The organism is Mesorhizobium sp. (assembly GCF_024509055.1).
In the GTDB taxonomy this organism is placed as follows: Bacteria; Pseudomonadota; Alphaproteobacteria; order Rhizobiales; family Rhizobiaceae; genus Mesorhizobium.
The window spans coordinates 1-24,397 of sequence record NZ_JANINM010000237.1; the positions used below are offsets into that span (position 1 = coordinate 1).

At 64.9% G+C, this 24,397-nt stretch carries 23 protein-coding genes and 1 pseudogene; 6 read left to right on the forward strand and 18 right to left on the reverse strand.

The window, feature by feature from the left end; translation table 11 throughout:
* The 6 genes and pseudogenes from Q0L57_RS11675 to Q0L57_RS11700 form a co-directional block, all read left to right on the forward strand.
* Positions 1-198 (forward strand): annotated as a pseudogene (locus Q0L57_RS11675) (ABC transporter); the annotation flags it as partial.
* A 23-nt stretch (positions 199-221) separates the two neighbouring features.
* Complete coding sequence (locus Q0L57_RS11680) at positions 222-1,091, forward strand: ABC transporter permease (RefSeq protein WP_296742770.1); 870 nt, start codon at positions 222-224, stop codon at positions 1,089-1,091.
* Positions 1,091-1,888, forward strand: coding sequence for an ABC transporter permease (locus Q0L57_RS11685; protein ID WP_296742772.1), 798 nt, complete (start codon positions 1,091-1,093; stop codon positions 1,886-1,888). The genes Q0L57_RS11680 and Q0L57_RS11685 overlap by 1 nt, the downstream gene beginning before the upstream one ends.
* Positions 1,885-2,994: an ABC transporter ATP-binding protein gene (locus Q0L57_RS11690; RefSeq protein WP_296742774.1), complete on the forward strand. Its 1,110-nt coding sequence runs from the start codon at positions 1,885-1,887 to the stop codon at positions 2,992-2,994. The genes Q0L57_RS11685 and Q0L57_RS11690 overlap by 4 nt, the downstream gene beginning before the upstream one ends.
* 79 nt (positions 2,995-3,073) lie before the next feature.
* Complete coding sequence (locus tag Q0L57_RS11695) at positions 3,074-4,459, forward strand: FAD-binding oxidoreductase (protein WP_296742776.1); 1,386 nt, start codon at positions 3,074-3,076, stop codon at positions 4,457-4,459.
* Positions 4,460-4,543: 84 nt separating this feature from the next.
* Positions 4,544-4,912 (forward strand): cupin domain-containing protein, encoded by a 369-nt coding sequence (locus tag Q0L57_RS11700; RefSeq protein ID WP_296742778.1) that lies wholly within the window; start codon positions 4,544-4,546, stop codon positions 4,910-4,912.
* A 45-nt stretch (positions 4,913-4,957) separates the two neighbouring features.
* Here the strand turns inward: Q0L57_RS11700 and Q0L57_RS11705 are convergent, their stop codons facing one another.
* The 18 genes from Q0L57_RS11705 to Q0L57_RS11790 form a co-directional block, all read right to left on the reverse strand.
* Positions 4,958-6,601: an MFS transporter gene (locus tag Q0L57_RS11705; protein WP_296742782.1), complete on the reverse strand. Its 1,644-nt coding sequence runs from the start codon at positions 6,599-6,601 to the stop codon at positions 4,958-4,960.
* Positions 6,602-6,765: 164 nt separating this feature from the next.
* Complete coding sequence (gene asnB, locus Q0L57_RS11710) at positions 6,766-8,631, reverse strand: asparagine synthase (glutamine-hydrolyzing) (RefSeq protein ID WP_296742784.1); 1,866 nt, start codon at positions 8,629-8,631, stop codon at positions 6,766-6,768.
* A 162-nt stretch (positions 8,632-8,793) separates the two neighbouring features.
* Entirely contained in the window at positions 8,794-9,060 is a 267-nt protein-coding gene (gene fliQ / locus Q0L57_RS11715) for a flagellar biosynthesis protein FliQ (protein ID WP_296742786.1), read from the reverse strand.
* A gap of 27 nt (positions 9,061-9,087) precedes the next feature.
* Positions 9,088-9,483, reverse strand: coding sequence for a flagellar hook assembly protein FlgD (gene flgD, locus Q0L57_RS11720; protein WP_296742849.1), 396 nt, complete (start codon positions 9,481-9,483; stop codon positions 9,088-9,090).
* 16 nt (positions 9,484-9,499) lie between these two features.
* On the reverse strand, positions 9,500-9,937 hold the full coding sequence (flbT, locus tag Q0L57_RS11725; RefSeq protein ID WP_296742787.1) for a flagellar biosynthesis repressor FlbT: 438 nt from the start codon (positions 9,935-9,937) through the stop codon (positions 9,500-9,502).
* Positions 9,934-10,281, reverse strand: a complete 348-nt coding sequence (gene flaF / locus Q0L57_RS11730; protein ID WP_296742790.1) for a flagellar biosynthesis regulator FlaF — start codon at positions 10,279-10,281, stop codon at positions 9,934-9,936. Before flaF ends, flbT begins: the two co-directional genes overlap by 4 nt.
* Positions 10,282-10,312: 31 nt before the next feature.
* Positions 10,313-11,362, reverse strand: coding sequence for a flagellar hook-associated family protein (locus Q0L57_RS11735; protein WP_296742792.1), 1,050 nt, complete (start codon positions 11,360-11,362; stop codon positions 10,313-10,315).
* On the reverse strand, positions 11,359-12,813 hold the full coding sequence (gene flgK, locus Q0L57_RS11740; protein WP_296742795.1) for a flagellar hook-associated protein FlgK: 1,455 nt from the start codon (positions 12,811-12,813) through the stop codon (positions 11,359-11,361). Before flgK ends, Q0L57_RS11735 begins: the two co-directional genes overlap by 4 nt.
* Before the next feature lie 30 nt (positions 12,814-12,843).
* Positions 12,844-14,097, reverse strand: coding sequence for a flagellar hook protein FlgE (locus tag Q0L57_RS11745; RefSeq protein ID WP_296742797.1), 1,254 nt, complete (start codon positions 14,095-14,097; stop codon positions 12,844-12,846).
* A 91-nt stretch (positions 14,098-14,188) separates the two neighbouring features.
* Positions 14,189-14,857 (reverse strand): response regulator transcription factor, encoded by a 669-nt coding sequence (locus Q0L57_RS11750; protein WP_296742798.1) that lies wholly within the window; start codon positions 14,855-14,857, stop codon positions 14,189-14,191.
* A 221-nt stretch (positions 14,858-15,078) separates the two neighbouring features.
* Positions 15,079-15,669 carry a lytic transglycosylase domain-containing protein gene (locus Q0L57_RS11755; RefSeq protein WP_296742800.1) on the reverse strand — a complete coding sequence of 197 codons (591 nt, stop codon included), beginning with the start codon at positions 15,667-15,669 and terminating at the stop codon, positions 15,079-15,081.
* Positions 15,599-16,966 (reverse strand): flagellar hook-length control protein FliK, encoded by a 1,368-nt coding sequence (locus tag Q0L57_RS11760; protein ID WP_296742802.1) that lies wholly within the window; start codon positions 16,964-16,966, stop codon positions 15,599-15,601. The genes Q0L57_RS11755 and Q0L57_RS11760 overlap by 71 nt, the downstream gene beginning before the upstream one ends.
* Complete coding sequence (locus Q0L57_RS11765) at positions 16,963-18,405, reverse strand: chemotaxis protein MotC (protein WP_296742804.1); 1,443 nt, start codon at positions 18,403-18,405, stop codon at positions 16,963-16,965. The genes Q0L57_RS11760 and Q0L57_RS11765 overlap by 4 nt, the downstream gene beginning before the upstream one ends.
* Positions 18,402-19,781, reverse strand: a complete 1,380-nt coding sequence (locus Q0L57_RS11770) for a MotB family protein (protein ID WP_296742805.1) — start codon at positions 19,779-19,781, stop codon at positions 18,402-18,404. The genes Q0L57_RS11765 and Q0L57_RS11770 overlap by 4 nt, the downstream gene beginning before the upstream one ends.
* Positions 19,778-20,404, reverse strand: coding sequence for a hypothetical protein (locus tag Q0L57_RS11775; RefSeq protein ID WP_296742807.1), 627 nt, complete (start codon positions 20,402-20,404; stop codon positions 19,778-19,780). Before Q0L57_RS11775 ends, Q0L57_RS11770 begins: the two co-directional genes overlap by 4 nt.
* A gap of 3 nt (positions 20,405-20,407) precedes the next feature.
* The gene (fliF, locus tag Q0L57_RS11780; RefSeq protein WP_296742809.1) at positions 20,408-22,069 is read right to left on the reverse strand and encodes a flagellar basal-body MS-ring/collar protein FliF; all 1,662 of its coding nucleotides are present in this window, start codon (positions 22,067-22,069) and stop codon (positions 20,408-20,410) included.
* 178 nt (positions 22,070-22,247) lie between these two features.
* The gene (locus tag Q0L57_RS11785) at positions 22,248-23,135 is read right to left on the reverse strand and encodes a flagellin (protein ID WP_296742810.1); all 888 of its coding nucleotides are present in this window, start codon (positions 23,133-23,135) and stop codon (positions 22,248-22,250) included.
* Between the two features lie 245 nt (positions 23,136-23,380).
* A complete protein-coding gene (locus tag Q0L57_RS11790; protein WP_296742812.1) occupies positions 23,381-24,268 on the reverse strand; it encodes a flagellin in 888 nt (295 codons plus the stop codon).
* Positions 24,269-24,397 lie beyond the last annotated feature (129 nt).

Sequence of the window (24,397 nt, forward strand, 5' to 3'; positions counted from 1 at the left end):
CAGGAGGTCCTGACCGAGAAGACGTCCTACACGCCGATCAACAGCGAAGCCCAGCCCAAGGTCGACGATTCCGTCGCCGCCTTCCTGACCAACACGCCTGATCGCCAGAAGCAGGGCTACAAGCAGAACTTCAAGTTCTGGGTCCCGAACTTCGCGGTGGCGCAGGAGAAGTGGTCGGCGCTGATGGCCGGCAACTAAACAGCTGACCAGGAGACAGACCAGTGAGCGCGCTCGAACCGACGACTCCGTCCGTCCCGAACCGGGCTGGCTGGGCATGGCGGCCGTACGCGCTCACGCTGCCGGCGCTCCTCCTGCTGGTGGCCGTGATCGGCTACCCGCTCCTCACCATCGTGCTGCGCAGCCTGTCGGAGCCTCAATGGGGCTTGCAGAACTATTCGTGGTTCTTCGGGGCTCCGGTCAACCTCACTGTGCTCCAGCGCACCTTTACGATCTCGGCGTGGGTCACGCTGGTCTGTGTGATCTGCGCCTATCCTTACGCCTATCTTATGACGGCGGTCGGGCCGCGCGTGCGGCTTGTGCTGGTGCTTTGCGTCCTCATCCCGTTCTGGGTCAGCGGGGTGGTGCGAACCTTGTCCTGGGTGATCCTGCTGCAGGATTCCGGCGTCATCAATTCGCTACTTCGCGCGGTCGGCTTTGATGGCATCCGGCTGATCCGAACCCAGACGGGCGTGGTGATCGGCATGGCGCAGGTGCTTCTGCCTTTCATGATCCTGCCGCTCTATTCGGTGATGAAGGGGATCGACCTCAGGCTGGTGCGCGCGGCGCGGAGCCTCGGCGCGCGGCCATCCCGCGCCTTCTTCACGGTCTATCTGCCGCTGTCGCTGCCGGGCGTCTATGCCGGCGCGATCATCGTCTTCATCCTGGCGCTGGGCTTCTACATCACGCCGGCGCTGCTCGGCGGACCGCGCTCAACCATGCTGTCTACACTGGTGCAGACCCAGGTACTCAGTCTGCTGCAATGGGGACGCGGCGGGGCGATGGGCGTGATCCTGCTCGTCACGACCTTCCTGCTCCTAGCGCTCGCAGCGCCGGTGATGCGGTCGAGGCATCGGGAAGCGGGGCGACGCTGATGGAAATGAAGCCGCTCACACGTGTGGTTCTCGGCCTTGTCTGCCTGCTCGTGGCGATCTGGCTGGTGGCGCCGACGCTCGTCGTCGTGCCGATGTCGTTCAACGAGAACAAGTCGCTCGCCTTTCCGCCGCAGGGCTTTTCGTGGCAGTGGTATCAGAACTTCGCCACCAACCCGGAATGGTCGACCAGTTTCCTGAATTCGCTGAAGGTCGCTTCGATCGTGGCGGTGCTGGCGACGGTGCTCGGCACGCTCGCCGCCTTCGGGCTCGACCGCATGAAGGCGCGGCCGGCCAATCTGTTGCGGATGCTGATGCTGACGCCGATGGTGGTGCCGGGCGTCGTGCTGGCCATCGGCATCTATGCCGTCTATCTCGACGCCCAGCTCGTCGGAACGCTGACGGGCTTCGTGCTGGCCCATACCATCCTTGCGCTGCCTTTCGTGCTGATCGCGGTTTCGGCCAATCTCGAAGTGTTCGACAGAAGGCTGGAGACGGCCGCATCAAGTCTCGGCGCCGGCGCGCTCACCACGTTCCGAACGGTGACGTTGCCGCTGATCCTGCCAGGCATGCTGTCCGGGCTGCTGTTCGCCTTCGCCACATCCTTTGATGAGATCGTCGTGTCGCTCTTCATCACCAACCCCTATCTCAAGACATTGCCGGTGCAGATCTTCTCCTCGATCACACGCGATGCCGATCCGACGGTTGCCGCTGTCGGCACCATCCTTTTGTTCGCCACCACGGCCCTGATCGGTGGCGGCATGCTTCTTCTTGGCCGCGAGCGGAAGGGACGCCTATGAATCCGAGACCGGAAAATCGCGGCGCGGCGATCGACCTCGAAACCGTCAGCAAGGCCTATGGCGCGTTCAAGGCGCTGGACGGCGTCTCGCTCAGGATCGAGCCCGGCGAGTTCATGACGCTGCTGGGGCCGAGCGGCTCGGGCAAGACCACGACGCTCAACGTGATCGCCGGCTTCACCGATGTGACCAACGGCAAGCTTCTGGTCGGAGGAAAAAGCGTCGTCGGCGTACCGGCGCACAAGCGCAACATCGGCGTCGTCTTCCAGCACTACGCCCTGTTCCCGCATATGACCGTCGGCCGCAACGTCGCCTATCCGCTGACGCTGCGCGGCGTTGGGAAGGCCGAACGCCAGGCCCGGGTGGCAAAGGCGCTCGACATGGTCAAGATGGGCGATTTCGCGCATCGCTATCCGAGTGAATTGTCGGGCGGCCAGCAGCAGCGCGTGGCGCTGGCGCGCGCTATCGTCTTCGACCCGCCGCTGCTCCTGATGGACGAGCCGCTCGGCGCGCTGGACAAGAAGCTGCGCGAATGGCTGCAGCTCGAGATCAAGCGCATCCACCGCGAGCTCGGCACCACCTTCGTCTATGTCACCCACGACCAGGAGGAAGCGCTTGTGCTGTCCGACCGAATCGCCGTGTTCAATCGCGGGCGGATCGAGCAGGTCGGCACCGGCCGCCAGCTTTACGACGAGCCGGCGACGCTGTTCGTCGGCCGCTTCATCGGCGACTCCACCGTGCTGCGCGGCGAGGCGAGGAGCGATGGCACCAGCACGGCGCTGACAGTCGCCGGCGAGACGGTGACGGCTCCAAGGCGCATCACTGGCGAGGCCAGCCCGGTGATGCTGCTGCGGCCAGAAAAACTTGCCATTCGAAGACCAGGCCAGACTGGCGACAACAACCGATTGTCCGGGACGATCGCCGAAGCGATCTATCTGGGCTCCGGGTCGAAATACGAAGTGAAGCTCGCCGACGGCTCCATGGCAATCGTGCGCTCGCCCCTGACCGGCGAGAGTTTCGGCCATGGCGACAAGGTCGAGCTTTGCTTCAACGGCGCCGACGCCAAACTGCTTCCCGACGACAGCACGGCCGACACGACGCTTACCTAATCCACTCTTTGTTTAACGCAATTCCGGACGGAAAACCGCCTCTCACTTTTCCTGGAATTGCTCTCGCGGAAGCCCTCCCATGCAAGTCAAACGCAACGGCGATATCTCGTTCTGGTATGCGGATTTGGGCGCGGTTCCCGCGCCGCGTCCGCCTTTGCCCGGCGACATCGAAGCCGACGTCGCGATCGTCGGCGCCGGCTATACCGGGCTCTGGACCGCATATTATCTGAAGAAGGCAAAGCCCTCGCTTCGCGTCGTGCTGCTGGAGCGCGAGTTCGCCGGCTTCGGCGCTTCGGGCCGCAACGGCGGCTGGTTGTCGGGCGGCTTCGGCTGGTCGCGCGAAAAGTATCTCAAGACCTCGAACCGGCAGGCCGTCGTCGCCATGCAAAAGGCGATGGCCGGCTGCGTCGACGAGGTTATCCGGGTGGCGACCGAGGAAGGCATCGACGCCGATATCCGGCGCGTCGACAACCTCACCGTCGCGACCAATCCGGCGCAGCTGGAGCGCGTGCGCGAGGAATGCGAGACGATCCGCTCCTGGGATGCCGACCCCGACCGAATCGAGCCGCTCGACGCAGCGGCGACACGCGCGCGCATCAACATCAAGAACGCCATGGGCGGCTTCGTCATCCATGGCCAAGCGCGGGTGCAGCCGGCCAAGCTGGTGCGCGGGCTGGCGGCAGCGGTCGAGCGTCTCGGCGTGCCGATCTACGAGAAGACGACGGTGACAGCGATCGCCAAGGGCAGCGTGACGACGGACAGAGGCACCGTCCGCGCCGAAACCATCATCCGCGCCACGGAAGGGTTTACCGCCGGCATTCCCGGAGAGGAGCGGACATGGCTAGCGCTGAACAGCGCGCAGATCGTCACCGAGCCGCTGTCGCCCGAGCTGTGGCGCGAGATCGGCTGGGAAGGGCATGAGTTGCTCGGCAATGCCGCGCACGCCTATTGCTATGCCCAGCGCACGCGTGAAGGCCGCATCACCATGGGTGGGCGCGGCGTGCCCTATCGCTACGGGTCGCGCACCGACGTCAACGGGCAGACGCAGCAGGCCACGATCGACCAGTTGCACACGATCCTGACGACGCTTCTGCCGCAGACGGCCGGAAGCCGCATCGAGCATGCCTGGTGCGGGGTGCTCGGCGTGCCACGCGACTGGTGCACGACGGTCGGCCTCGATCCCAAGACACGCATCGGCTGGGCGGGCGGCTATGTCGGGCTGGGCGTATCGAGCTCCAACCTTTCGGGACGGACGCTCGCCGATCTGATCCTCCGCCAGGACAGCGACCTTACGCGCTTGCCCTGGGTCAATCGCAGGGTCCGGCCCTGGGAGCCGGAGCCCTTCCGCTGGCTCGGCGTCCATTCGATGTACCAGCTCTACCGTATCGCCGACCAGCGCGAGGCGGCGGGACTTGCGCACACCTCGAAGCTCGCGGCGTTGGCCGACAGCATCACAGGCCACTAGCGCGGTTCGCCGTTGGCCGAGCCGCTTCAACCGTTCGCCTTCACGCATCTCCAAGCGGCAAATTGCTTGGAAGCGCCTTGATCCATGGAGTCTGACTTGATCGATCTTTCGACTTTCCACGACCTCGCCAAGGCCGATATCGGCGCTTTCTCGCCAAAGCCGACATCCATCGAAGGAGATCAGGTCGAGGCGGCGCGTTCGCTCTTCCAATCGCCTGACGGGACCGTCGATATCGGCATCTGGGAGTGCACCCCCGGCCGCTTCACGGCCGATCGTTCGGACTCGTCGGAGATCTGCCACATCATTTCGGGTCGGGTCGAGGTGAGCCGCGCCGACGGCGAGATGCGCGAACTGGGGCCGGGTGATCTGCTCGTCCTGCCGCGAGGCTGGAAGGGCGAGTGGCTAATCCGCGAGAGGACGCGCAAGCTCTACATGATCCAGTCGGCGGATTGACCCGCCGCTCCCGCTTCGAGGGGTGTCGCCCTTGGGCGACACCCGTCAATGATCTATCGGTCCCTTGGGTGAGACGATGGCCGTGCCGGCGGTGGTCGGCCGCTCGATCATGCGGCGCACGCGCGGCGGGTTTTCGCCGCTGTGCAGCGCACGAATGCGTTCGCCGACAACAGCGTCGGCGTGGGTGGCGCGCCGGTTGTGGCGGATATACTCGACCCAGGTCGGCGTATGGTAGTGCTCGATCCACACGGATGGATTTTCGAGATCCCGCGCGAGCGTCCAGTTGCGGGCGCCGTCGCGGCGGCGGATGCGGCCGCGCTCGGCCATGGTGGCGAGGAATTCCGGCACGTCGTCCTCGCGGATGATGTATTCGATCATGATGGCGATCGGGCCGCTGCGCGGCTTGAGGTTGAGCGCCAGCATCGGCTCCTTGAAACGGTTGAGCGGATCGAGGTTGAGCGTCTTCTGCTGCGGCAGCGGAAGGAAGAAGCCGATGGCGCCGCCGGCGAGCATCGCGATCGCTGCCGCGATCAGCGCGGTTTCGGCGCCATGCGCGTCGGCGACGACGCCCCAGATCCAGCTGCCCAGGGCGATGCCGCCGAAGGTCGCCGTCTGGTAGACCGACAGCACGCGACCGACCACCCAGCGCGGTGTCGACATCTGCACCGTGACGTTGAAATGCGACAGCGCGATCACCCAGCAGGCGCCGCCGATGAGCAGGCCGGCGGAGGTCTGCCAGGCATTGTGGCTGACGGCGGCGTTGAGGGCGCAGAGCGCGAAGCCCGTGAAGGCCATGCGCACCATCGTCTCGCTGGAGAGCAGCTGCCGCAGCCTGACGCTGATCAGCGCGCCGCCGACCGCGCCGATGCCGAAGGCGCCGAGCATGATGCCGTAGGTCAAGGCGTCGCCCTTGACGACATCGCGCGCCACCAGCGGCAGCAGCGCCAACACCGCGCCGGCGCTGAAGCCGAAAGCCGAACCGCGCACCAGCACCTTGGCGATGTTGGGCGACATGGCGACATAGCGCAAGCCTGCTCCCATGGCGGCGCCGAGCGACTCGCGCGGCAGCGTCTGCTCGGGCACGGCCGGCTTCCAGCGGGCGAGCACGACGATCAGGCCGATATAGCTGACCGCATTGGCGGCGAAGGCCGCCGCCGCGCCCGCAGCAGCGACGATGACACCGCCGATGGCCGGGCCGACGCTGCGGGTGATGTTGAAGCCCAGCGAGTTGAGCGCCACCGCTGCCGGCACCTTGGCGCGCGGCACCATGTCGCCGACGGACGCCTGCCAGGCGGGACTGTTGAGCGCCGTGCCGCTGTCGATCAGGAAGGTGAAGGCCAGCAGGGTCCACGGCGTCATCCAGCCTTTCCAGGTGAAGACGGTCAGCAGCGCCGAGACGACGAGCATGAAGGTCTGCGCCACCAGCATCACCTTGCGGCGATTGAAGCTGTCGGCGATGGCGCCGGCGACCAGCGCGAACAGCATGATCGGCAAGGTGGTCGAGGCCTGGACCAGCGCCACCTGGTAGGGAGATGTGGCGATCGTGGTCATCATCCAGGCGGCGCCGACGCCTTGGATAAGGCCGCCGAAATTCGAGACCAGGCTGGCCGACCAGACGGCGCGGAAAATGCCGTGCCGGAACGGCGCCAGAGCCGAGGCGCGTTCGCTTTCCGGCTCGTCGTCGTTCATGGTCGCAGTCCCGCCTTCAACATTGCCTTGCGTACGCCCGAAGCCATGCCGGTGCCAGGCTGGCGACTCACGAAGGATCGCGGTCCAAGAACAGGAAGGCAAAGGCGAAAATGCGTCGGCGAAGCTTTAAACCAAGCATCTTGCCGGTCTGGACCAAACTTTGGTCATTTGGCGTCCCTGCTTTCGGCAAGCAGCGCCTCGCTGAGCCTGCCTGTCGTGTCGCCGCCGACGTAAAGCCGGAGCAGCATCTCCATGCCGACCAGGCGCAGCCTCGACGGCTCCTGGCTTCTGGCCATGTCGATGAGGTCGTCCAATTCGGATGCCGACCATTTCATGGCGTCGCGCAGGTAACCGCCGCGCAGCAGGCCCTCGGTTCCGGCTGAAAAGGCGTCGGACATCTCGAAACCGTTCTTCGGCGCATGGACGTTCTCGCGCGGCAGATGGCGCTCGGCCACCTTCTTCAACAGCCATTTGCTCGTCTTGTGTCGGTATTTATGCCGCCTCGGAAGATGCATGGCGAAATCGATGAGCCGGTTCTCGAGGAACGGCACCCTGAGCTCGACGGAGGCTGCCATGCTCAGGCGGTCATGCCGATGCAGGAGATCCTGAAGGTGCGAATAGAGGTCGTAGAAGCAGGCTGCCAGGAAAGCGCGATCGGCGGCCGGGCTCACGCCGTCGAGCCGGTCGAACAGCTTGGTCTGCAGGAAGTTCAGTTCCGGCGACAGTGCCCGCAACGCGACGTTGCGGTCCCAAGGCGCGTCGCGGCCGATAGAATTGCGGAACGGCGCGCGGCGGAGCCGCTGGAATTTCTGTTCCCGTCCGGCCTTGGAGCGAAACAGCAGCTGCAGCCACGACAGACGCCAGAGCCGGATCGTCGAGGCCTGCCACTTGTAACCGCCGAAGAGTTCGTCGGCTCCCTCGCCGGTGAGCAGGACCTTGATGCCGTCGGCGTGGCATTGATCGGCGAGCGCCAGCAAGCCGACCACGCTGGCGTGCCAGCCGTCGCTTTCGAGATGCCAGACCGCGCGCGGCCACAGTTCGAGAAACCGATCCCTGTCCACAGGCACGCGGCGCAGGCTGACGCCGACCTGGCGGCCGGTCCGTTCGGCGCTCTCGGCCTCGCTGCGGCCAAGCTTCGGGTCGACGACATAGCCGTGCATCTCCGGCCTGTAGCGCCCGGCGAGCGCGGTGATCAGGCCGGAATCGACGCCGCCACTGCAGGCCGTCGCCAGGCTGGTGTCGGCGATGCAATGCAGCTCGACGCTCTGCTCGAGCAGAGTCTCGAGCGTGGCCATATGCTCGGCGTCGGAGCCGCTGTCGCCGAGGATGCGAGAGGTCTCCAGCACGTCCAGGACATGCCAGAAGCGGCGCTTCTCGATGCCGGCCCCGGTGATTTTCCAGAGACCGGCGGGAGGCAGGCGCTCGATCCCGTCAAAGACGCTGTAGCTCGAATCGCGGCTCTGCCAGGCAAGCCGCAGGGTAAGCTCGCGTGCGTCGGCGCCGCGCGGAAAATCATGGCAGGCGAGGATCGCCTTGTCCTCGGAGGCGAAGAGTATTCGTTCGCCGGTCTCGGCGACGGACATCGGCTTGATGCCCAGCCTGTCGCGGGCAAGCCACACGGCGCTGGCGCGGGCATCGAAATAGGCAAGCGAGAACATGCCGTCGAACAGCGGAACCGCCTTGTCGGGACCCCAGTGGTGCAGGGCCTGAAGCACCACCTCCGTGTCGGAAACTGAACGAAACCTCAGGCCTTCCGCCTCGAGCGTCTCGCGCAGCGCACGATAATTGTAGACCTCGCCATTGTAGCAGAGGATACCCTCGCCATCCGTCGTCAGCATCGGCTCACGCGCGGCGGGGGAGGGGTCGATGATGGTGAGCCGGCGGTGACCGAGCGCCAGCCTGGCATTGTACCAATTGCCGTGGTCGTCAGGGCCGCGATGCGCCAGCGCCTGCATCATGCGGGCGACGTCCTTGAGATCGACGGCACCGATCGGATCGCGCTTGCGCCAGACGCCGGCTATTCCGCACATGGCTCGACGACCGCTTTTGCCTGATCCATCGCTTCTCGGAGATCGCCTGAAATTCGGTGTCCCGCTGACGCGGGCGTAGCCGACAATCTAGCTGCAACAAACCTGGCCGCAAGCCGTCTTCCAGCCCGGGCCGAAGCGGCTCGGAGCGGCGACGAGCGCTTGTCAGAAGCCGTGCTCGATCCGTTCGAAGATGACGTTGGTGAAGGCCGCGATCTGGCCGCCGATGAATGGTCCGGTCAATGCCACGACCAGCATGATGGCGACGATCTTCGGGACGAAGGTGAGCGTGATTTCCTGGATCTGGGTGAGCGCCTGGATCAGCGCGATGCCGATGCCGACCACCATCGCCACCAACACAACCGGAGCGGAGGCGGTGAGCACCGTCCAGACGGCGTATTGCACGATATCGAGGGCGTCGGCCTCATTCATGCTGGCGCACCCCTGGCGGAAACCGGCTTAGCTGGCCGGCTTGATCGACACGCCCGCGCCGACCGGAACCTGCGTGCCGTCCTGCAGCACCGCGATCAGGCCGTTGCTGGAGAGCGTCACCGAGGCCACCGTGCCGGTGGTCTTGCCGTCGGCCGAGGTGATCGAGCGGCCGATCAGCGCATCGGCCTGGGACAGGGCCGAGGACTGCATGATCTGGTCGAGCTTGGTGTTCGTCTGGACCGACTGCTCGACCTGCGAGAACGTCGCAAGCTGCGCGACATACTGCGTGGAGTCCATCGGTTTGGTCGGATCCTGGTTCTTCATCTCGGCGATCAGCAGCTTCAGGAACGACTGGTAGTCGACCGCCGTCTTCGAAGTCGCCGTGGTGCTCGAGTTGGCGCCCACCGGTATCGTCGTCGTCATGTCCACGGCCATCGCTCTATGCTCCTACAGCCAGCGCGCGCGGCGCTTCCGGAATGTCGTCATTGCCGTTGAGCGCCTGGCGCTCGAGCGGATAAAGCGCGCGGATCGCCTTCAGCGCCTCGTAGATGTGATCCTCGCCGACCATGCGGTCGATCTGCTTCAAGGCGTTGCAGATTTCCTGGTTGTCGAAGCTCGCGATCAGCATCGGCAGCGAGCGGCGGAACATGTCGCGCGCTTCCGAGGCGCTGGACGGGTTCATCAGCATGATCTGCACGATGAAATAGAGCTGCCTGAGCGGCGTCGAAGCCTGCTCGGCCTGGATGACATGGCTTTCGAGCAGGAACTGGACGTCGTTCATCAGTTCGATGGTGACCTTGCGGTCGACGCGGATGACGGCGCCGTTGATGTAGATCTTCTCGTTCGGCTTCAGCGAGATCTTCAGCGTGTTGGTCATTGGATGCCGTCTCGGATGATCTGGGAGACCTCGATCAATCCTTCGAAGTTGCTGGTCCGGCCCTGCCGGATATCTTCCGTTTCGCGCAGCAGCCAGAGGCCGATGGATATCAGGTTGGCGCGCAGCTCTTTCGGCAGGGCGTTGTCGCTGGAGCCGAGATCCTCGACGAAGGTCGTCCAGATGCGGTTGGTGAAGTGCAGCGCTTCGACCGCCTCCATCGAGTCGTGTCCGACGGCGGCGGCCGCGGACAGCATGTCGATCGAGCGTGAGAGCAACTGTCGCTCCCGGTCCTTGGCGTCGGCAACCGAGTCGGTCTGTATGTCGGCGTAGGAGAATTGGTACATCGTCGGAGCTCTGGCGTTCCGGTTTATGTTGTCAGGTCAGGTAGTTCAGCAGGCTGAGCTGCTGCAGTCGCGCGGTCAAGGCGAAGGACGTTTCGATATGCTGCGTGAGGTCGGCAACGCGGGTTGCGGCGGCGGCAGGATCGACGCCCTCGAGATCGATGATATGTTTCTCAAACAGGTCGACCTGCGTCTTCATGCGATCGCTGGCGTCTGAGACGCGCTTCTGGGCGAGGCCGGCCTCGGACTGCACCTGAACGATGCCGCCGATCGCTTCGCCGACCAGCTTCTGCGCGCGACTGACGATCGTGTTCTGCCCAGCAGCGCTGATGTTGCCGGTGAAGAGCGTGCTGACCATGGCGGCGGCCATGGCGAGCTTGCGGATGCCCTGCTCGTTGGCGCTGACCGAGGTCTGCGTCGTCTCGTTCAATGCGATGCGGCTGGTGATCTGCTGGTCGGTGGCGCTCGACCAGTTAGCCTGCCAGCCGGACCCGAGGAATTGCGGCTCGACCTTGGTGGTGATGAAGTCGTCCATCTGGGCGGAGGTGATGTTCTGCGCCGCCGGATCGGTCTGCGGGAAGCCGAAATAGCTTGTGAAGGCAGCGTCGAACGCGGCCTTGGCCGGCGAGCCGGCTGCGGTGAAGTCGCTGATCGGTTTGACGTCGGTGTTGGTGCCGGCGAAAAGATACTCGCCGTTGACGCTGGTGTTGAGGATCGACGTCATCTGTTGCAGCGCGGTGGAGCCGGCCGTCTGCGTGACGCTGCTGGAGGAGTCGCCTGAGACGGCGCTGGTCAGCGCCGAAAGGAAGCTCTGCGCGACGTCGGACAACTGGCCGAGCGAATCCTGCGTCGAGGTCAGGCGCGCCGCGACCAGCGAGTTGGAATCGATGATGCCGTTCAGCCGGTCGAGATCGCGCTGGAAGGTGACGGCCTGGGTGGTGCGGCCGCCGAGCGCCAGCCCGACATCGGCCACCTTGCCGGTTTGGGATTCCTTCGTCGCGTTGACGAGATCGGTCTGCATGCGCATCTGCTGGTAGCGCATCGCGTTGGTTAATGCGGCCGAGGAAACGCCTGTCGCTTTCATGGACCCACCGCGCTCAAGAGGGCGTCCAGCATGTCGCTGACGGTCTTCATCATGCGCGCCGAAGCCTGATAGGTGTGCTCAAGATCGAGCATCAAGGACATCTCCTGGTCGACGTTCACGCCGGTGTCATTCGACAATGCCTCCGCGGTGCGCTGCGCTAGCGCTTGCTTGGCGTCGGCATTTGTCGATGCCTGTTGGCGCACGCCCTCGAACCAGCCGATGGCGTTCGCGGCGTAGTCGGAGACGCCGGATGTCACGGTGATGCCGGCCGACGTATCGAAGGCCATCGGCTGATCCAGCTTGTTGCCGTAGCCGATGAGAAGGTTCGAATAGGATGCGCCGCCGGTGGTGTTGGCGACATAGGCCGCGCCGTTGGCGCCGCCGTCGCGCAACAGCGACGGATTGCCGCCGGCGCTCGGATCGAAGGCGGCGTTGATCTTGATCGTCCCAGCGAGGCCGTTGACGAGCGTGCCCGCTGCCGGAATGGCCGGCGCGCCGGACCAGGTGAACAGGCCGGCCGCGTTGGGCTGCGACGACGAGGTTTCGGCGAATGCCGTGACCAGTCCGCGCGCGATTTCGTCGAGCTGGCTCTGCATGGTCGTGGCAACGCCGTCGCGCAGCTTCAGGAGGCCGGCCAGCTTGCCGTCGGCGGTCGTGTTGTCGGAGGTGCCGGAGAGCGGCACGTTGTCGATGTAGATCTTGTTGCCGGGGGTGCCGGCCGTATAGCCAGCCGAGGCCGTGAAGGTCACCGACCTTGGCACCGTCTCGAACAGCGTCGTGCCGTCCTTGGTGGTGATGACCATGTCGTTGTCGCCACGCGTGAAGGTGGAGACCGGGACATATTCGCCGATCTTCTTCAGGAGCGCGTCGCGCTGGTCGAGCGCGTCCGATACGTCGGTGCCCGAGCGTGTGCCGGTGATGACGGCCTTGTTGGCGTCCTGGAACTGGCTGAGCAGTGAATTCAGGTCGCTGACCGCCGTGGCGATCTGGCCGTCGGTCTGGGTGCGGAAATCCTGTATCGCCTGCGTTCCGCTGTTAAGCGAGCTCACCACCTGCTTGGCCGCGTCGATGACGCTGGTGCCGAGATTCTGGTTCGACGGCGTCGTCGCGTAGAGCTGAAGCGCCTGCTGTAGGTTGGCGATGGCGGTCGACGGAGACGAGGCATTGTCGACGCCGTTGACCGCGAGCTGGAGCTGGTCCATGCCGCTGTACAGCGCGCTCTGGCCGCTCCACGCCGACAGAGCCGACAGGTTCTGGCGGAACAGAAGGTCATTGGCGGCACGCTGTATTTCCACCGATCGAGCGCCCGGCGCCGTGCTGGTGACTACGGCGACGCGGCGGGAATAGTCGGGGTTCGATGCGTCGGCCACATTGCGCGACACGACGCTGGTTTGCTTGGATGTAGCCAGAAGCGCCGACTGGGCGATGCTCAATGCGGAAGAAAGCGACATGCGGATCTTTCACGGGCCGGCGCCCGTCGTTTATCTCTTCAGGTTGACTAGGACATCCATCAGGTCGGAACCTGTCTGGAAGACCTTCGAATTCGCGGTGTAGCTGCGCTGCGCCGCGATCATGTTGGTCAGTTCCTCGGCGATATCGACGTTGGAATTCTCGAGCGCGCCCGATACGATGGAGCCAAGCCTGCCCTCGTTGGCAAAGCCGATATGAACGGCGCCGGAATCGGCGCTCTGGACAAAGACATTGCCGGGCATCGCGGTCAGATTGTCGGGGCTCTGAACGTCCGCCAGCGGTATCTTATACAGCGCCTTGGTGCTGCCATCCGCGTACTGCGCGTAGATGACGCCGTCCTGGCCGATCTGGATCTTGTCGATCGTGCTCGGCGCATTGCCGTTGACCTTGGCGTCGGTCACCGTGAAGCCGGTGCCGAGCTGCGTCAGCTTGGAGAGATCGAGGTTGAGGGACGAGCCATTCGGCACCGTGAACGTGAGACCCGTGGTCGAGCCGGTGAGCTTGCCGGTCGTCGTGTCGAAGGTGAGGTTGGCGGTGCCCAGCGAGCCGCCGGTGTAGGGGAAGGAAGTGCCGGGGGTTGCCTTCGACTGGTCGAAGGCAGCGACCTCCCAGGTGCCGGGACCGGTGTTGGTGAAATAGACGTCGACCAGCACCTTGTTGCCGAGATTGTCATAGGCAACCAGCGAGGACTTCGAAGTGTACTCAGCCGTTGCGCTGTTGCTGGAAGGCAGAGCGCCGGAGGGCGGCGTCGCACCGGCGGGAAGATTGCCGGTGAAGCTGCCCTGCGTGCTCGGCGTCGCGGTCATCGCCTGATCGGAGATCTGCACCGGAACAAGACCCTCGAAGCCGTTCGCGGTCGCGGCTGGGGTGCCGTTGGCGTAGCTGTAGGCCATCAACTGGTAGCCGGCGGCATTGACCAGTCTGCCCTGGGCGTCCGGAACGAATGAGCCGGCGCGGGTGAGATAGGGCGTGCCGCTCGCATTCTGCACGACGAAGAAGCCGTCGCCGTTGACGGCGAGGTCGGACACCGAAGTGGTGTACTGGAGCACGCCCTGCGAACTGATGGCGGAGCGGATCGTGGTCGTCACGCCGCCGGAATTGTAGGCGCCGCCGGTGCCCGGCATGACCAGCGTCGAGAATTCGGCCGAGGAGCGCTTGTAACCGGTGGTGTCGGAGTTGGCGATGTTGTCGGCCACCGCCGACAGCCGGTTGGCCTGCGCGTTCATGCCGGAGACGCCGGTCCGCATCATTCCGTAGAGGCTCATCGATACATCTCCTCGGTGCCTACGTGAGAGGCCTTAAAGCTATGCCAGTTTTCTTGCGCGAGGCTGGCGCGGGCAATGCCGGTGGCCGACATCAAAACACCAGCCGGTAGCCGAGGAAGCGCTTGGAATCGATCGGATCCTGGCCGAGCTTCTCGCGCAGCTTCTTGCGCAGCTTGCTGATGTGACTCTCCACCACGTTCTCCTCGACCTCTTCGTCGAAGATGCCGTAGATGGCGTTGAAAACCTGCGTCTTGGTGACCCGCCGACCGCGGTTGCTGGCCAGATATTCCAAGATGCGCCGCTCGCGGCGCGGCAACGGCAGCGGCTCGCCGTCGATCTCCGGATCGCGGCCGTCCATGAAGATGCGCATCGAACCGATCTCGGTGTAGGCAGCCTCTTCGTGGGCGCGGCGGCGGATGGCGGTGATGCGGGCAAGAATTTCGCGGATGTGGACAGGCTTGCGGACGACGTCGTCGACGCCGCTTTCGAAAAGCCGCAGCGTATGTTCCAGCGAGTGCTGTTCGGAGAGCGCGATGACCGGGGCGCCGGTGCGGTCGCGGATCTGGCGTGGGGAGACGGAACCCTCGCGACAGTCGCCGATGAGAAAGGCCCTGACCGATCTCAGGTCGGTGTCGGCGGCGGAGCTCACCCACTCGCCGAATTCGCATGGCGCGAAGCCCGCGGTGGCGACGCCTTCGCGATCGAAAAGCGAGCTGTAACCTTCCGTTACGAGCTCGCGCTCATCAACAATCACGATCATCGACCCGCCCCCGAATCAGCTTCATAAGCCCAGTGCGCAGAGGGGTAGCCGGTGCGGTGAATCCTGAAAAACCATCATTTCTTGTAGCTATTTTCTTGGGAGTTTTTTGGAGACCGTAATTAAGCCGGTTGCATGGGTGTATTGGCGGCTGCAACCGGCCGACGATATTGAAGCCGACGAACGTGCCGCCGACAGCGATCAGACGCGGTTCCGGTAAGCAACTATTGATTGCAGAACGCGCTGGCATTTGGCGTCCATTTGCCGAAGCCCGTGGCGACCATGTTGGCAATCACGCGGCAGACATAGACCTTCTGCGCGGGGTCGTTGTCAGGCCCGGCATGGTAGCGGGCGACGGCCATCGACCAGGTCATATGGCGGGCGTGGAGACTGGCCAGGAAGCGCGCCGCATAGTCGACGTTCTGGTGCGGATCGAGCATGTCGTCGACGCTGCGGAAATGGTCGCCATGATAATGATGATTGATCTGCATGCAGCCGAGATCGATCAGCGTCTTGCCCTCGCGGCGGGCGCTCTGGAAAGTGGCGAGGGCCTCGCCGCGGCTGCGTGGAAAGACCGCTTTTCCCTCTATATTCATGGCGTTAGGCTGCAGACTGCCCTTCTTCCCGGTCTCGGTCAGGCCCACCGCATAGAGGATACCGGCCGGCACGCCGTAGCGGTCGGCGGCGCGCAGGATCTCGGGCTCGCAAGGATTTGTGGCCGCCTGGGCGGCGGCGCCGGCCAGGCTAGATATACATATCGTCGCCAGCGCGCTCGCGAAGAGGCGAAGCGGCGCGGCCGAGTTCCTGAGCGCCATTGCCGTCGTTCCTTCCCGGTTGCCGGCCGTTGCCGGCGTTGTTGCCGCCCGAGTTCCCCGGCTGGAACGAGGGCTGGTCGCGGCCCGTCGACATCGGCATCGGACTGGCCGTGTCCGCCCGGCCGGCTGAATGCACTGCTATCGAAGGTTGCAAGATGGTGACGTGATCGACCTCGAAGCCGAGGCTCCGCATGGACTTGACGATGGCCTCGCTGTCGGCGGTAAGACGACGATACGCCTCATGCGTCTCCGGCTTCATCTCAATCGAAAGTTGCCCGCCGGAAAGGCGAAGACTTGCGGTCACCGCGCCAAGCTCGGACGGGTGGAGTTCGATCTTCAGGACATGTGTCGGAACGGCAACAGATGTGGTCGTTTGAGAGGCGAGCGATGCATTTGAGAACGCTTGCTGGACGCCATCGTCCGAAGCGATCGCCTCGACCAGGGCCGATGCGGTCTGGCTCAGCGGAACCTGCGCCGGCGCCGGGAAGCTCTGCTGGCTGACGACATCCATACGTCCGGCGGACGAGGACGGCTTGACCTGGGTTGCCGATATCACCGAAGCGCCCGTTTGCGCGGTCTTTGCGGCAGGGCGCCAAGGCTGAGGAGGCGCCGCACCATCCTGCGCCTGACCCTCTGGCGCCTGCAGCGGGGCGCCGTCACGGCGGGCCAGGAGTTCCGAGGCCGGCGCAAGGCTCACCGGCTTCTGTCCGAAGTCGGGCCCGGAGCTTCCGGGCGCGGTTTTCGAACCAGCGGATCGGGTCGGCGGCTCGGACGTCGCGGAGCCGTCGTCGTCGGATAATGGATGCTTGCCAGAGCGAAGCGGCAGGTTCGACGAAGCCGGCGCGTTGAAGGCATGCGTCTGTCCTGTGCCGTCTGGACCATTGCCGCTCTTGCCCGGTGATGAAGCGAAATGCCTCATGTCGCTCAGCGCCATTTGCAACGGCAGACGATCCTGCAAGGTAGCGACATCGGTGGCCTGCGCTTCGGCGCCGCCATCGGCCGCGGCCTTGACCTTGTCGGCATCGTTTTTCGCGGCTTTTCCGGAAGCAGGTTTCTGCGAGCCGACCTTGCCGCGCCCCTCGTGCTCCTCCCGGGGTTCGACCGGACTGGCGAAAGCGTCTTTGACCGCAGCAGCATCGGTCGATCCGGACGTGGCCGAGCGCTTGCCTTGTGGCCTTTCGGCGCCATGCACCATCCCGCCGAAATCCGAGTCCTTTTCCTTGCCGCCGGCATGCTGCTGGCGCGACTGGGCGGGGGCGGAAGCTGGTCCCGGCAAGGCCTGGCTGACGCTGGTCATTTGGGGGAGGCTCCCAGTAGTTGATCGATCTGGTCGAGCTGACGGCGCGCGCTGATCATCGCGGCGTCGGTGGGGTCGTGCGGATCAAGGCCCGCGCCGGACGCCGGCTTCGACGCGGGCAGGACGGACCCTGCATTGGCCTGCGCCGGAGCGGCGGCCGATGCCTCGGTGACAGGCTGCGCCGGTGCCGGCGAGGCGGCTATCGACGGTGCGTCCCGCGCCGAACTTGCCGCGGGCGCCGGCTGCTCGGGCATCGCGCCTTCCACGGGCGGCAAGGTCGCGGCGTCGGCCTGGCTGGTGTCGGCCTGACCGGCGCCTGCGGGCTCGGTGGCGGATTTCGCCTTGCCCCCATCTTCCACGAGGTCCGCAGGGACGGGTTTGGTCTTGGCGGCTGCGGGCACGGGGGCGACGACTTCACCGGCGACGGCCTGCGCCGCGTCCAGCAAATCGCGGTCGCCCTGCGAGAGCTTGCCGCGATCGATCTTGCCGAGCCTTGAGCGCACCTCCTCGATGGTGGCCGACGTCACCGTGGAAAGGCTGGAATAGAGTAAGGCGCGTGGATCGTCCTGATTGCCTTTGCCATCCCGGCCCTGCTCGGCCCGGGCCGAAGCGAAGGCGGAGAGTTCCGTCAGCCCGTCGATCGCGGCGCGGCGCGCGATGCGCAGATAGATGACCTTCTCGCGCTCCGGATCCATCATCGAGGTGATGTCGACGAGCTTCTCCTGGCTCACCGACATGTGGAGCGTAATGACGCCTGAGACGAAGGAATCGGCGAACTGGCTTGCATAAGGTGAGTAGAGATAAGTCGCGACATACTGCGTCGAGGCCAGCGCGAATCGTGCGGCGTCGCCTTGTGTCGCGGCGATGCCGACCGAGCGACGAAGAGCTGCTTCCTCGACCAGCGTTCCGGGACTCAGCAAGCGGGCCTCGTCCAAGAAGTTCAGCGCGGCGGCCGGTTGATCCGTCGCGAGCAGCGAGCCTTTGACCAGCGCCAGGAAGGCGCCGAGGTCGGCGGGAACGCTCATCGGATCGATCGGCTTCAGGATCTCGATCGCCGCTTCCGGGCGGCCGTTCAGATAGGCGACGACCCCTTTGGCGATGGCAAGGCTTTGCGGATCGGCCGCAGCGCGCGAAGCAGCAGCCTCGACCGTAACCGGATTGCCGCCGCTCATGCCATAGACGAGGAGGGCGCGGAAGTTCTTCGGATCCTTGAAATCCTCGGCGTCGGCGGTGCGCAGCCTGTCGTCGGTCATTTCGAGCAGCTTTGCCTGCATCGGCAGCGCGGCATGGTCGCCGCCGGCGATGCGGTCCTGGATCATCTGCAGCGAACGCACCAGCTGGTAAGGCTGCAAGGCGTCCTGCGCGAGCGCGGTCGCAGGCAGTCCGGCGGCGAACAACAGCAGGGCAGCGGCGCGGTCGATGACGGTCTTGGCCCTCATCCGCCGGTCGCCATCAGGATTTCGATGCGCCGGTTCGCGGCCGCCAGCGGATCGGACGGGATCTTCGGCTGACGATCGGCAAAGCCGGCCACTTCGGTGATACGGCTTTCGTCGACGCCGCCGCGCACCAGCATGTAGTAGGCCGAGTGCGCCCGTGCGGTGGACAGCCGCCAATTGTCGTAGGTATCGCTTCGGAACGGCCGAGCGTCGGTGTGGCCGCCAATGGTGATAGTGCCTTTCTTTTCGTTGATGATGCGGCCGATCTTCTCCATAGCCTGAACCAGTTCGCGGCGCGGCATGGCCGATCCGATCTCGAACATCCCGAAGTCGAGCTGGTCGGTGATCGAGATGACGACGCCCTTGTCCGTCGCTTCGACGGAGACGCCTTCGGCCAGCTTCTCGCCCGGCTTGAATGCCGCGGCCAGTTCCTTCTTGATTTCGGCGGCGGCCTGGAGAGCGGCGGCGCTGGGCGCCTTCTCCCCGGTATCTTGGGCCGGGCTCGTTCCGGCTTTCTGTGCCCCGGCCTTCTTGCTCTCGGGCTTCGGGGTTGCTTCGCCCTGGTCGGCCTCGACCTTCTCGTTGGCGACTTTCCCCGCATCGGCATCGGCCGATCCGGCCTTGGGCTGCGTTTTTTCCGCCGTGGCCAGCGGTTCCAGCGGCGCGGCCAGGGTTGGTGGCGCCGCTGGAACGGCCTTCACTTTCGGAACCTGGGTTTCGGCGATCTTGTCGCCCGGCTTGGCTGGATCGCCTTCCACCTTGGCGCGCTCGGCGCTGGCCTCGGCGACGGGGGTTGCCACCTGCTGCGACCAGAAATCCGGCGCGAATGGATCGCGATAGGATTCGCCGCCGGATGCGCCGGTCGCCGGGCCGGCGTTCTGCGCGCCGCCTTCGCCCTTGGCGCTGACATTCTGCATCACGCCGGTATCGGCGGCGATTTCCGCGAGCACCGCGTAGGGATCGGCAAACAGGCGCTCGTCCGAGGCCTCGGAATTCTGCGAGGCGTCCTTGGTCTGCCTGCGATCGGAAGAGCCGGTACCTCCCTTGCCGTTGTCGCCGGTCTTGGCCGCGCCGTCCTGAGGGTTGTCGGCCGTCAATCCCACCTTGCTCGGGCCGTCGCCGAGATCCTCCAGGCCCTTGCGGCTGGAGTTGCGGTCGATAAGCTCGACCGGGTTAAAATAGCTGGCAACGGCCGCCTTGGTCTGCTCATTGGCCGCATTGATCAACCACATGACGAGGAAGAAGCACATCATCGCGGTCATGAAGTCGGCGAAGGCGATCTTCCAGACGCCACCGTGATGTCCTTCGTCATGACCGTCATGATTGCGCTTGACGATGATGATTTCGTGGACGCCTTCGCCGTGGCCGACAGCGCTCATGGCAGGATCTCCGACAGGGAGGCCGACCATTCGGCAATGCGCGTCTCGAAGACGGCTTCATCGATGGTCACGGTCAGATCGAAGCCCGGGGCCTCGGTGAAATCGAGATTGGCTGCGCGAGGGCCGAGCGCGGCCTTCAGCGGCTCGAACATCGAAAGCGGCCCATGCACGCCAATGCGCACGGCTTCGCTGTCGGCGACCGCCGCATTGATCGTGCCGGCGAGCGCTGCCAGCGAACGCGCCTGCAGATCGTCGCTGACCATGCCGCCGATGATGCGGGCAATCGTGGTGCCGGCGAGCTCGGCCACGCGCGCCTCCATGGCGGCAATCCGCGTCGCGACCGCGGCGCCAAGGTCGCCGCCGAAGCTTTCCAGAAAGGCCTTTGCCGTCTCATCGTTGGTCTGGCGCTCGGCCTCGAGCGCGGCCTGGTGGTCGGCGGCGAGGCGTGCCTCGAGCGCGGTTTCGGCATCGGCCACTGCCTCGGCAATCAGCATGCCGATGTCGGCCTGCGGCCGAGGCGCATCCGGTTTGCGCTCGATGTCGGGCGACGCAGGCGCATTGCCGCTATTCGCGGGGGGTGGACCGAAATCGGGCAGGAGATCGAAAAGAGCTGCCGAGGGCATGGCCTAACCCACGGCCTCGGGTGCTGCGGCCCATTTGCGCAGGATCTGCGCGGTGCGCTCCTCGTTGAGGTCGACCATGCGGGCGAGCCGGTCCTGGGGCGCCGGCCTGATCTTCTGGCGCAGGTCGTCAAGCGGCGTGGAGCCGGGACGGGCACCCGGCAGGGCGCCGACCGGCACCTCGGAAGCGATCGCGGCCACCGGCGGGGCCTCAGGCATCGGCAACGAGCGCTGGACGTCGTCGAAGCTCGGGCCAGCGGCGATGGCCGGCTTCGCCGATGAGGTCAGAGCGGCAGCCATCGGCCGCAGGCCGAAAAAGGCCAGCAGGAAGACGACGACGATGAAGGCGGCGGCGTTGATGAGGGTGCCGGCATGGGTGCCGACCGAAGCCAGGATGCCCGGCTGGTCGATCGGCTCGCCATCCAGCCCGTCGATGAACTCCACCGCCGAAACGTCGATGATGTCGCCGCGCTTCTCGTCGAAGCCCGTGGCCGATGCCACCATCTTCTGGATTTCAGCGACGCGCTTGGCGATCTGGTCGGGGGTGGCGTCCTTGCCGAGGATCGTCTTCAGGCGCTCCTGGTTGACGACGACGGCGACGGACATCTTGGTGACGGTGTAGCCGTTGGAAACGGTGGCGATCTTCTTCGAATTGATCTCGTAGTTGGTGATCTCTTCCTTACGGTCGTTCTGCGAGGAAGATTGCGGTCCTTCGGTGCTGGTCGTCTGCGTCTCCGGCAGGTTCTGTTCGACGCTGGTCGGCGTCGACGCCTGCTTCTGGTTGCTGTTTTCATTGGTCTTCACCGATTGCACCGAACGCTCGACGCGGGAGTTCGGATCGAAGATTGTCTCCTCGGTCTGGCGGGTGTCGGTGTTGACGTCGGCCTTGACGCTGGCGCGGAAATTGTCGGGGCCGAGATAGGGGGCGAGCGCCCGGCGGATATTGTCGCCGATCTGGGTTTCGACCGTCTGCTCGACGCCGAGCGTGCGCGCGGCGCTGGTGTTCGACGGATCGTCTCCGGCCGCGAGCAGATTGCCGTTGGAATCCAGCACCGTGACCTTGTCGGCCGCCAGGCCGGGAACCGCCGCGGCGACCAGGTGGCGGATCGACATGGCGCTCTTTTCGGCGTCGTTGCCGGAGTAGCGGATGACCACCGAGGCGGAAGGCTGCTGTTCGTCGCGGCGGAAATTGGCGCGCTCGGACATCACGATGTGGACACGAGCCGCCTTGACGCCGGCAATCGACTGGATGGTGCGCGCGATCTCGCCTTCCAGCGCACGCACGCGGGTGATCTGCTGCATGAAGGAGGTGAGGCCAAGCGAGCCGACATTGTCGAAGAGCTCGTAGCCGGCGTTGGAGCTGGTCGGCAGGCCCTTTTCGGCAAGCAGCATGCGCGCCTGCGCCGTGGTGCCGGCCGGCACCAGCACCGACGTTCCGTCGGGGCCGACGTCGAAGCCGATGCCCGCGTCACCCAGAACCAGGCCGATCTGGTTCACGTCGGAGCGATCGAGGCCGACATACAGCGTCTCATAGGCCGGACGGTTGAGATAGATCGAAGCAACGCCGATCACGGCCATGACCAATGCGGCGATGCCGCCCATGAGAGCGAGCCGCCTGACCCCGAATCCCCGGAGGTTCGCGATAAGGGTCTGGATCTGTTCCGGCACGATTCAACCGCTCCCAGCATGACTGTCCGCCTGGGAGACTAGACCGCGAAGCTTGTGCGAGGATGATAGGGCTCGCCCGCCCGCCCGTTTCAACGCCAAGGCGGCAAAAGGTTGGGGCCAAGGCAAAGAGGCCGCGCCTTGGGCGCGGCCTCTCGAAGGATCTACCGGATGCGGTGGCTTAGCCGTTCTTGAACAGCGACAGGATCGACTGCGAGTTGCTGTTGGCGATCGACAGCGCCTGGATGCCGAGCTGCTGCTGGACCTGAAGCGCCTGCAGGCGGGTCGATTCCTTGTTCATGTCGGCGTCGACCAACGCGCCGACGCCCTTGTCGATGGAGTCCGAGAGGTTCGACAGGAAGCTCTTCTGGGTGTCGATGCGCGACTTGGCGGCACCAAGATAGGCTGCGCCGGTGCCAAGCTTGCCGAGCGCCGTTTCAACGCTGTCCAAGGCGGTGTCGACGTTTGCATCGGAGACGGCAGTAGTGCTCGGGTCGAAGAAGGACGTGGCGAGCAGACCGCCGACGATGCCGCCGGTGCCGGCGGTGTCGAGAACCTGGGTGTCGGAGGCCGCGACGTTGATGGTGTCGATGGCTACCGTCGTGCCAGTCCGGTTGTACGAGGCGACGATGTTCAGGTCGGAGGCGGCGGTGCCGTCGTTCTGCAACAGGTTCGACCCGGCGTAGCTGGCATTGGTGACCGACGACTTGATCTGTTCCTGGATCGCCTTGATTTCGGTCGCGATCTTCTGCTGGTCGTCCTGGCTGGCGCCACGGGCGGTGACCAGCTTCGCTTTGATCGCGTCAACCTGGTCCTTGATGTTGGTGATGGCGGTGTAGGCGGTGTCGACCTTGCCTGCGCCGAGACCAAGCGCATCCTGGACGGACGAAATCGCCTTGTTGTCGGACCGCATCGATGTGGCGATGGACCAGTAGGCGGCGTTGTCGGAAGCGGTGGCGACGCGGTAGCCGGTGGAAATCCGGGCCTGGGTGATCTGAAGCTGGTTGTTGGTGTTGTTGAGGCTCTGCAGCGCGGTCAGCGCGGCGGCGTTCGTCATGATACTTGCCAAGATACACCCCTTCTCAAAGCAGACATGCCTAGCGCATGCCGGTCAAAACCCGCGGCGGGGGGCGTCATGCCTGTCGACCAACTGGTCTGCCCGTCATAGCGATTGGTTAACCATAACTAGCGCGACATGGTTAATGGCGCGTTAAGGTCAAGCTTGAGATGGTAAATCGACAGTATCTTGAAAATAAAAAACCGGGCCGCGCTGGAGGCGCGGCCCGGTCTGGATATCCTGGCTGAGATAGGAGATCAGCCGCCGCGGAAGAGCGACAGGATCTGCTGCGTGCTGCCGTTGGCGATCGAGAGCGCCTGGATGCCGAGCTGCTGCTGGACCTGGAGGGCCTGCAGGCGGGTCGATTCCTTGTTCATGTCAGCGTCGACAAGCGTGCCGACGCCCTTGTCGATCGAGTCCGAGAGGCTCGACAGGAAGCTCTTCTGGGTGTCGATGCGCGACTGGGCGGCGCCCAGCGAGGCGGCGCCGGTGGCGAGCTTGCCGAGCGCCGTTTCAACGGTGCCGAGAGCGGTGTCGATGTTCGTGTCCGAGACAGCGGCGGTGCTCGGGTCGAAGAAGGTCGTGGCCAGCAGGCCACCGACGATGCCGCCCGTACCGGCGACGTCGAGAACCTGCGTGTCGGAAGCCTTGACGTTGATGGTGTCGATTTTGACGGTCGCGCCCGTGCGGTTGTACGAAGCGACGACGTTCAGGTCGGAAGCGGCCGTGCCGTCGTTCTGCAGCAGGTTCGAGCCGGCGAAGTTGGCGTTGGTGACCGACGACTTGATCTGGTCCTGGATGGCCTGGATTTCGGTCGCGATCTTCTGCTGATCTTCCTGGCTGGCGCCGCGAGCGGTGACCAGCTTGGTCTTGATCAGGTCGACCTGATCCTTGACGGTGTTGATGGCGGTGTAGGCGGTGTCAACCTTGCCAGCGCCGAGGCCGAGCGAGTCCTGGACGGCCGAGAGGGCCTTGTTGTCGGACTTCATCGAGGTGGCGATCGACCAGTAAGCGGCGTTGTCAGAAGCGGTGGCGACGCGGTAGCCCGTGGAAATGCGGGACTGGGTGATCTGAAGCTGGTTCTGGGTGTTGTTCAGGCTCTGCAGCGCGGTCAGCGCGGCCGAATTGGTCAGGATACTGGACATGGCTACTCGTACCTTGGTTTTTACAGGATTTTTTTGACATACCGGCTCTTCCGGTATGACGGTGCGGCATCATGCCAATGATCGCTGAAACCCGATCACCCGCCATCTGCGAGAAGTATGCGGGCAAGT

Excerpts from the sequence above, each read along its gene's own strand:
- Q0L57_RS11685 (WP_296742772.1), top strand. The coding sequence starts at position 1,091 with ATGGAAATGAAGCCGCTCACACGTGTGGTTCTCGGCCTTGTCTGCCTG.
- Q0L57_RS11690 (WP_296742774.1), top strand. The coding sequence starts at position 1,885 with ATGAATCCGAGACCGGAAAATCGCGGCGCGGCGATCGACCTCGAAACC.
- Q0L57_RS11695 (WP_296742776.1), top strand. The coding sequence starts at position 3,074 with ATGCAAGTCAAACGCAACGGCGATATCTCGTTCTGGTATGCGGATTTG.
- Q0L57_RS11700 (WP_296742778.1), top strand. The coding sequence starts at position 4,544 with ATGGAGTCTGACTTGATCGATCTTTCGACTTTCCACGACCTCGCCAAG.
- Q0L57_RS11705 (WP_296742782.1), bottom strand. The coding sequence starts at position 6,601 with ATGAACGACGACGAGCCGGAAAGCGAACGCGCCTCGGCTCTGGCGCCG.
- asnB (WP_296742784.1), bottom strand. The coding sequence starts at position 8,631 with ATGTGCGGAATAGCCGGCGTCTGGCGCAAGCGCGATCCGATCGGTGCC.
- fliQ (WP_296742786.1), bottom strand. The coding sequence starts at position 9,060 with ATGAATGAGGCCGACGCCCTCGATATCGTGCAATACGCCGTCTGGACG.
- flgD (WP_296742849.1), bottom strand. The coding sequence starts at position 9,483 with ATGACGACGACGATACCGGTGGGCGCCAACTCGAGCACCACGGCGACT.
- flbT (WP_296742787.1), bottom strand. The coding sequence starts at position 9,937 with ATGACCAACACGCTGAAGATCTCGCTGAAGCCGAACGAGAAGATCTAC.
- flaF (WP_296742790.1), bottom strand. The coding sequence starts at position 10,281 with ATGTACCAATTCTCCTACGCCGACATACAGACCGACTCGGTTGCCGAC.
- Q0L57_RS11735 (WP_296742792.1), bottom strand. The coding sequence starts at position 11,362 with ATGAAAGCGACAGGCGTTTCCTCGGCCGCATTAACCAACGCGATGCGC.
- flgK (WP_296742795.1), bottom strand. The coding sequence starts at position 12,813 with ATGTCGCTTTCTTCCGCATTGAGCATCGCCCAGTCGGCGCTTCTGGCT.
- Q0L57_RS11745 (WP_296742797.1), bottom strand. The coding sequence starts at position 14,097 with ATGAGCCTCTACGGAATGATGCGGACCGGCGTCTCCGGCATGAACGCG.
- Q0L57_RS11750 (WP_296742798.1), bottom strand. The coding sequence starts at position 14,857 with ATGATCGTGATTGTTGATGAGCGCGAGCTCGTAACGGAAGGTTACAGC.
- Q0L57_RS11755 (WP_296742800.1), bottom strand. The coding sequence starts at position 15,669 with ATGGCGCTCAGGAACTCGGCCGCGCCGCTTCGCCTCTTCGCGAGCGCG.
- Q0L57_RS11760 (WP_296742802.1), bottom strand. The coding sequence starts at position 16,966 with ATGACCAGCGTCAGCCAGGCCTTGCCGGGACCAGCTTCCGCCCCCGCC.
- Q0L57_RS11765 (WP_296742804.1), bottom strand. The coding sequence starts at position 18,405 with ATGAGGGCCAAGACCGTCATCGACCGCGCCGCTGCCCTGCTGTTGTTC.
- Q0L57_RS11770 (WP_296742805.1), bottom strand. The coding sequence starts at position 19,781 with ATGAGCGCTGTCGGCCACGGCGAAGGCGTCCACGAAATCATCATCGTC.
- Q0L57_RS11775 (WP_296742807.1), bottom strand. The coding sequence starts at position 20,404 with ATGCCCTCGGCAGCTCTTTTCGATCTCCTGCCCGATTTCGGTCCACCC.
- Q0L57_RS11790 (WP_296742812.1), bottom strand. The coding sequence starts at position 24,268 with ATGTCCAGTATCCTGACCAATTCGGCCGCGCTGACCGCGCTGCAGAGC.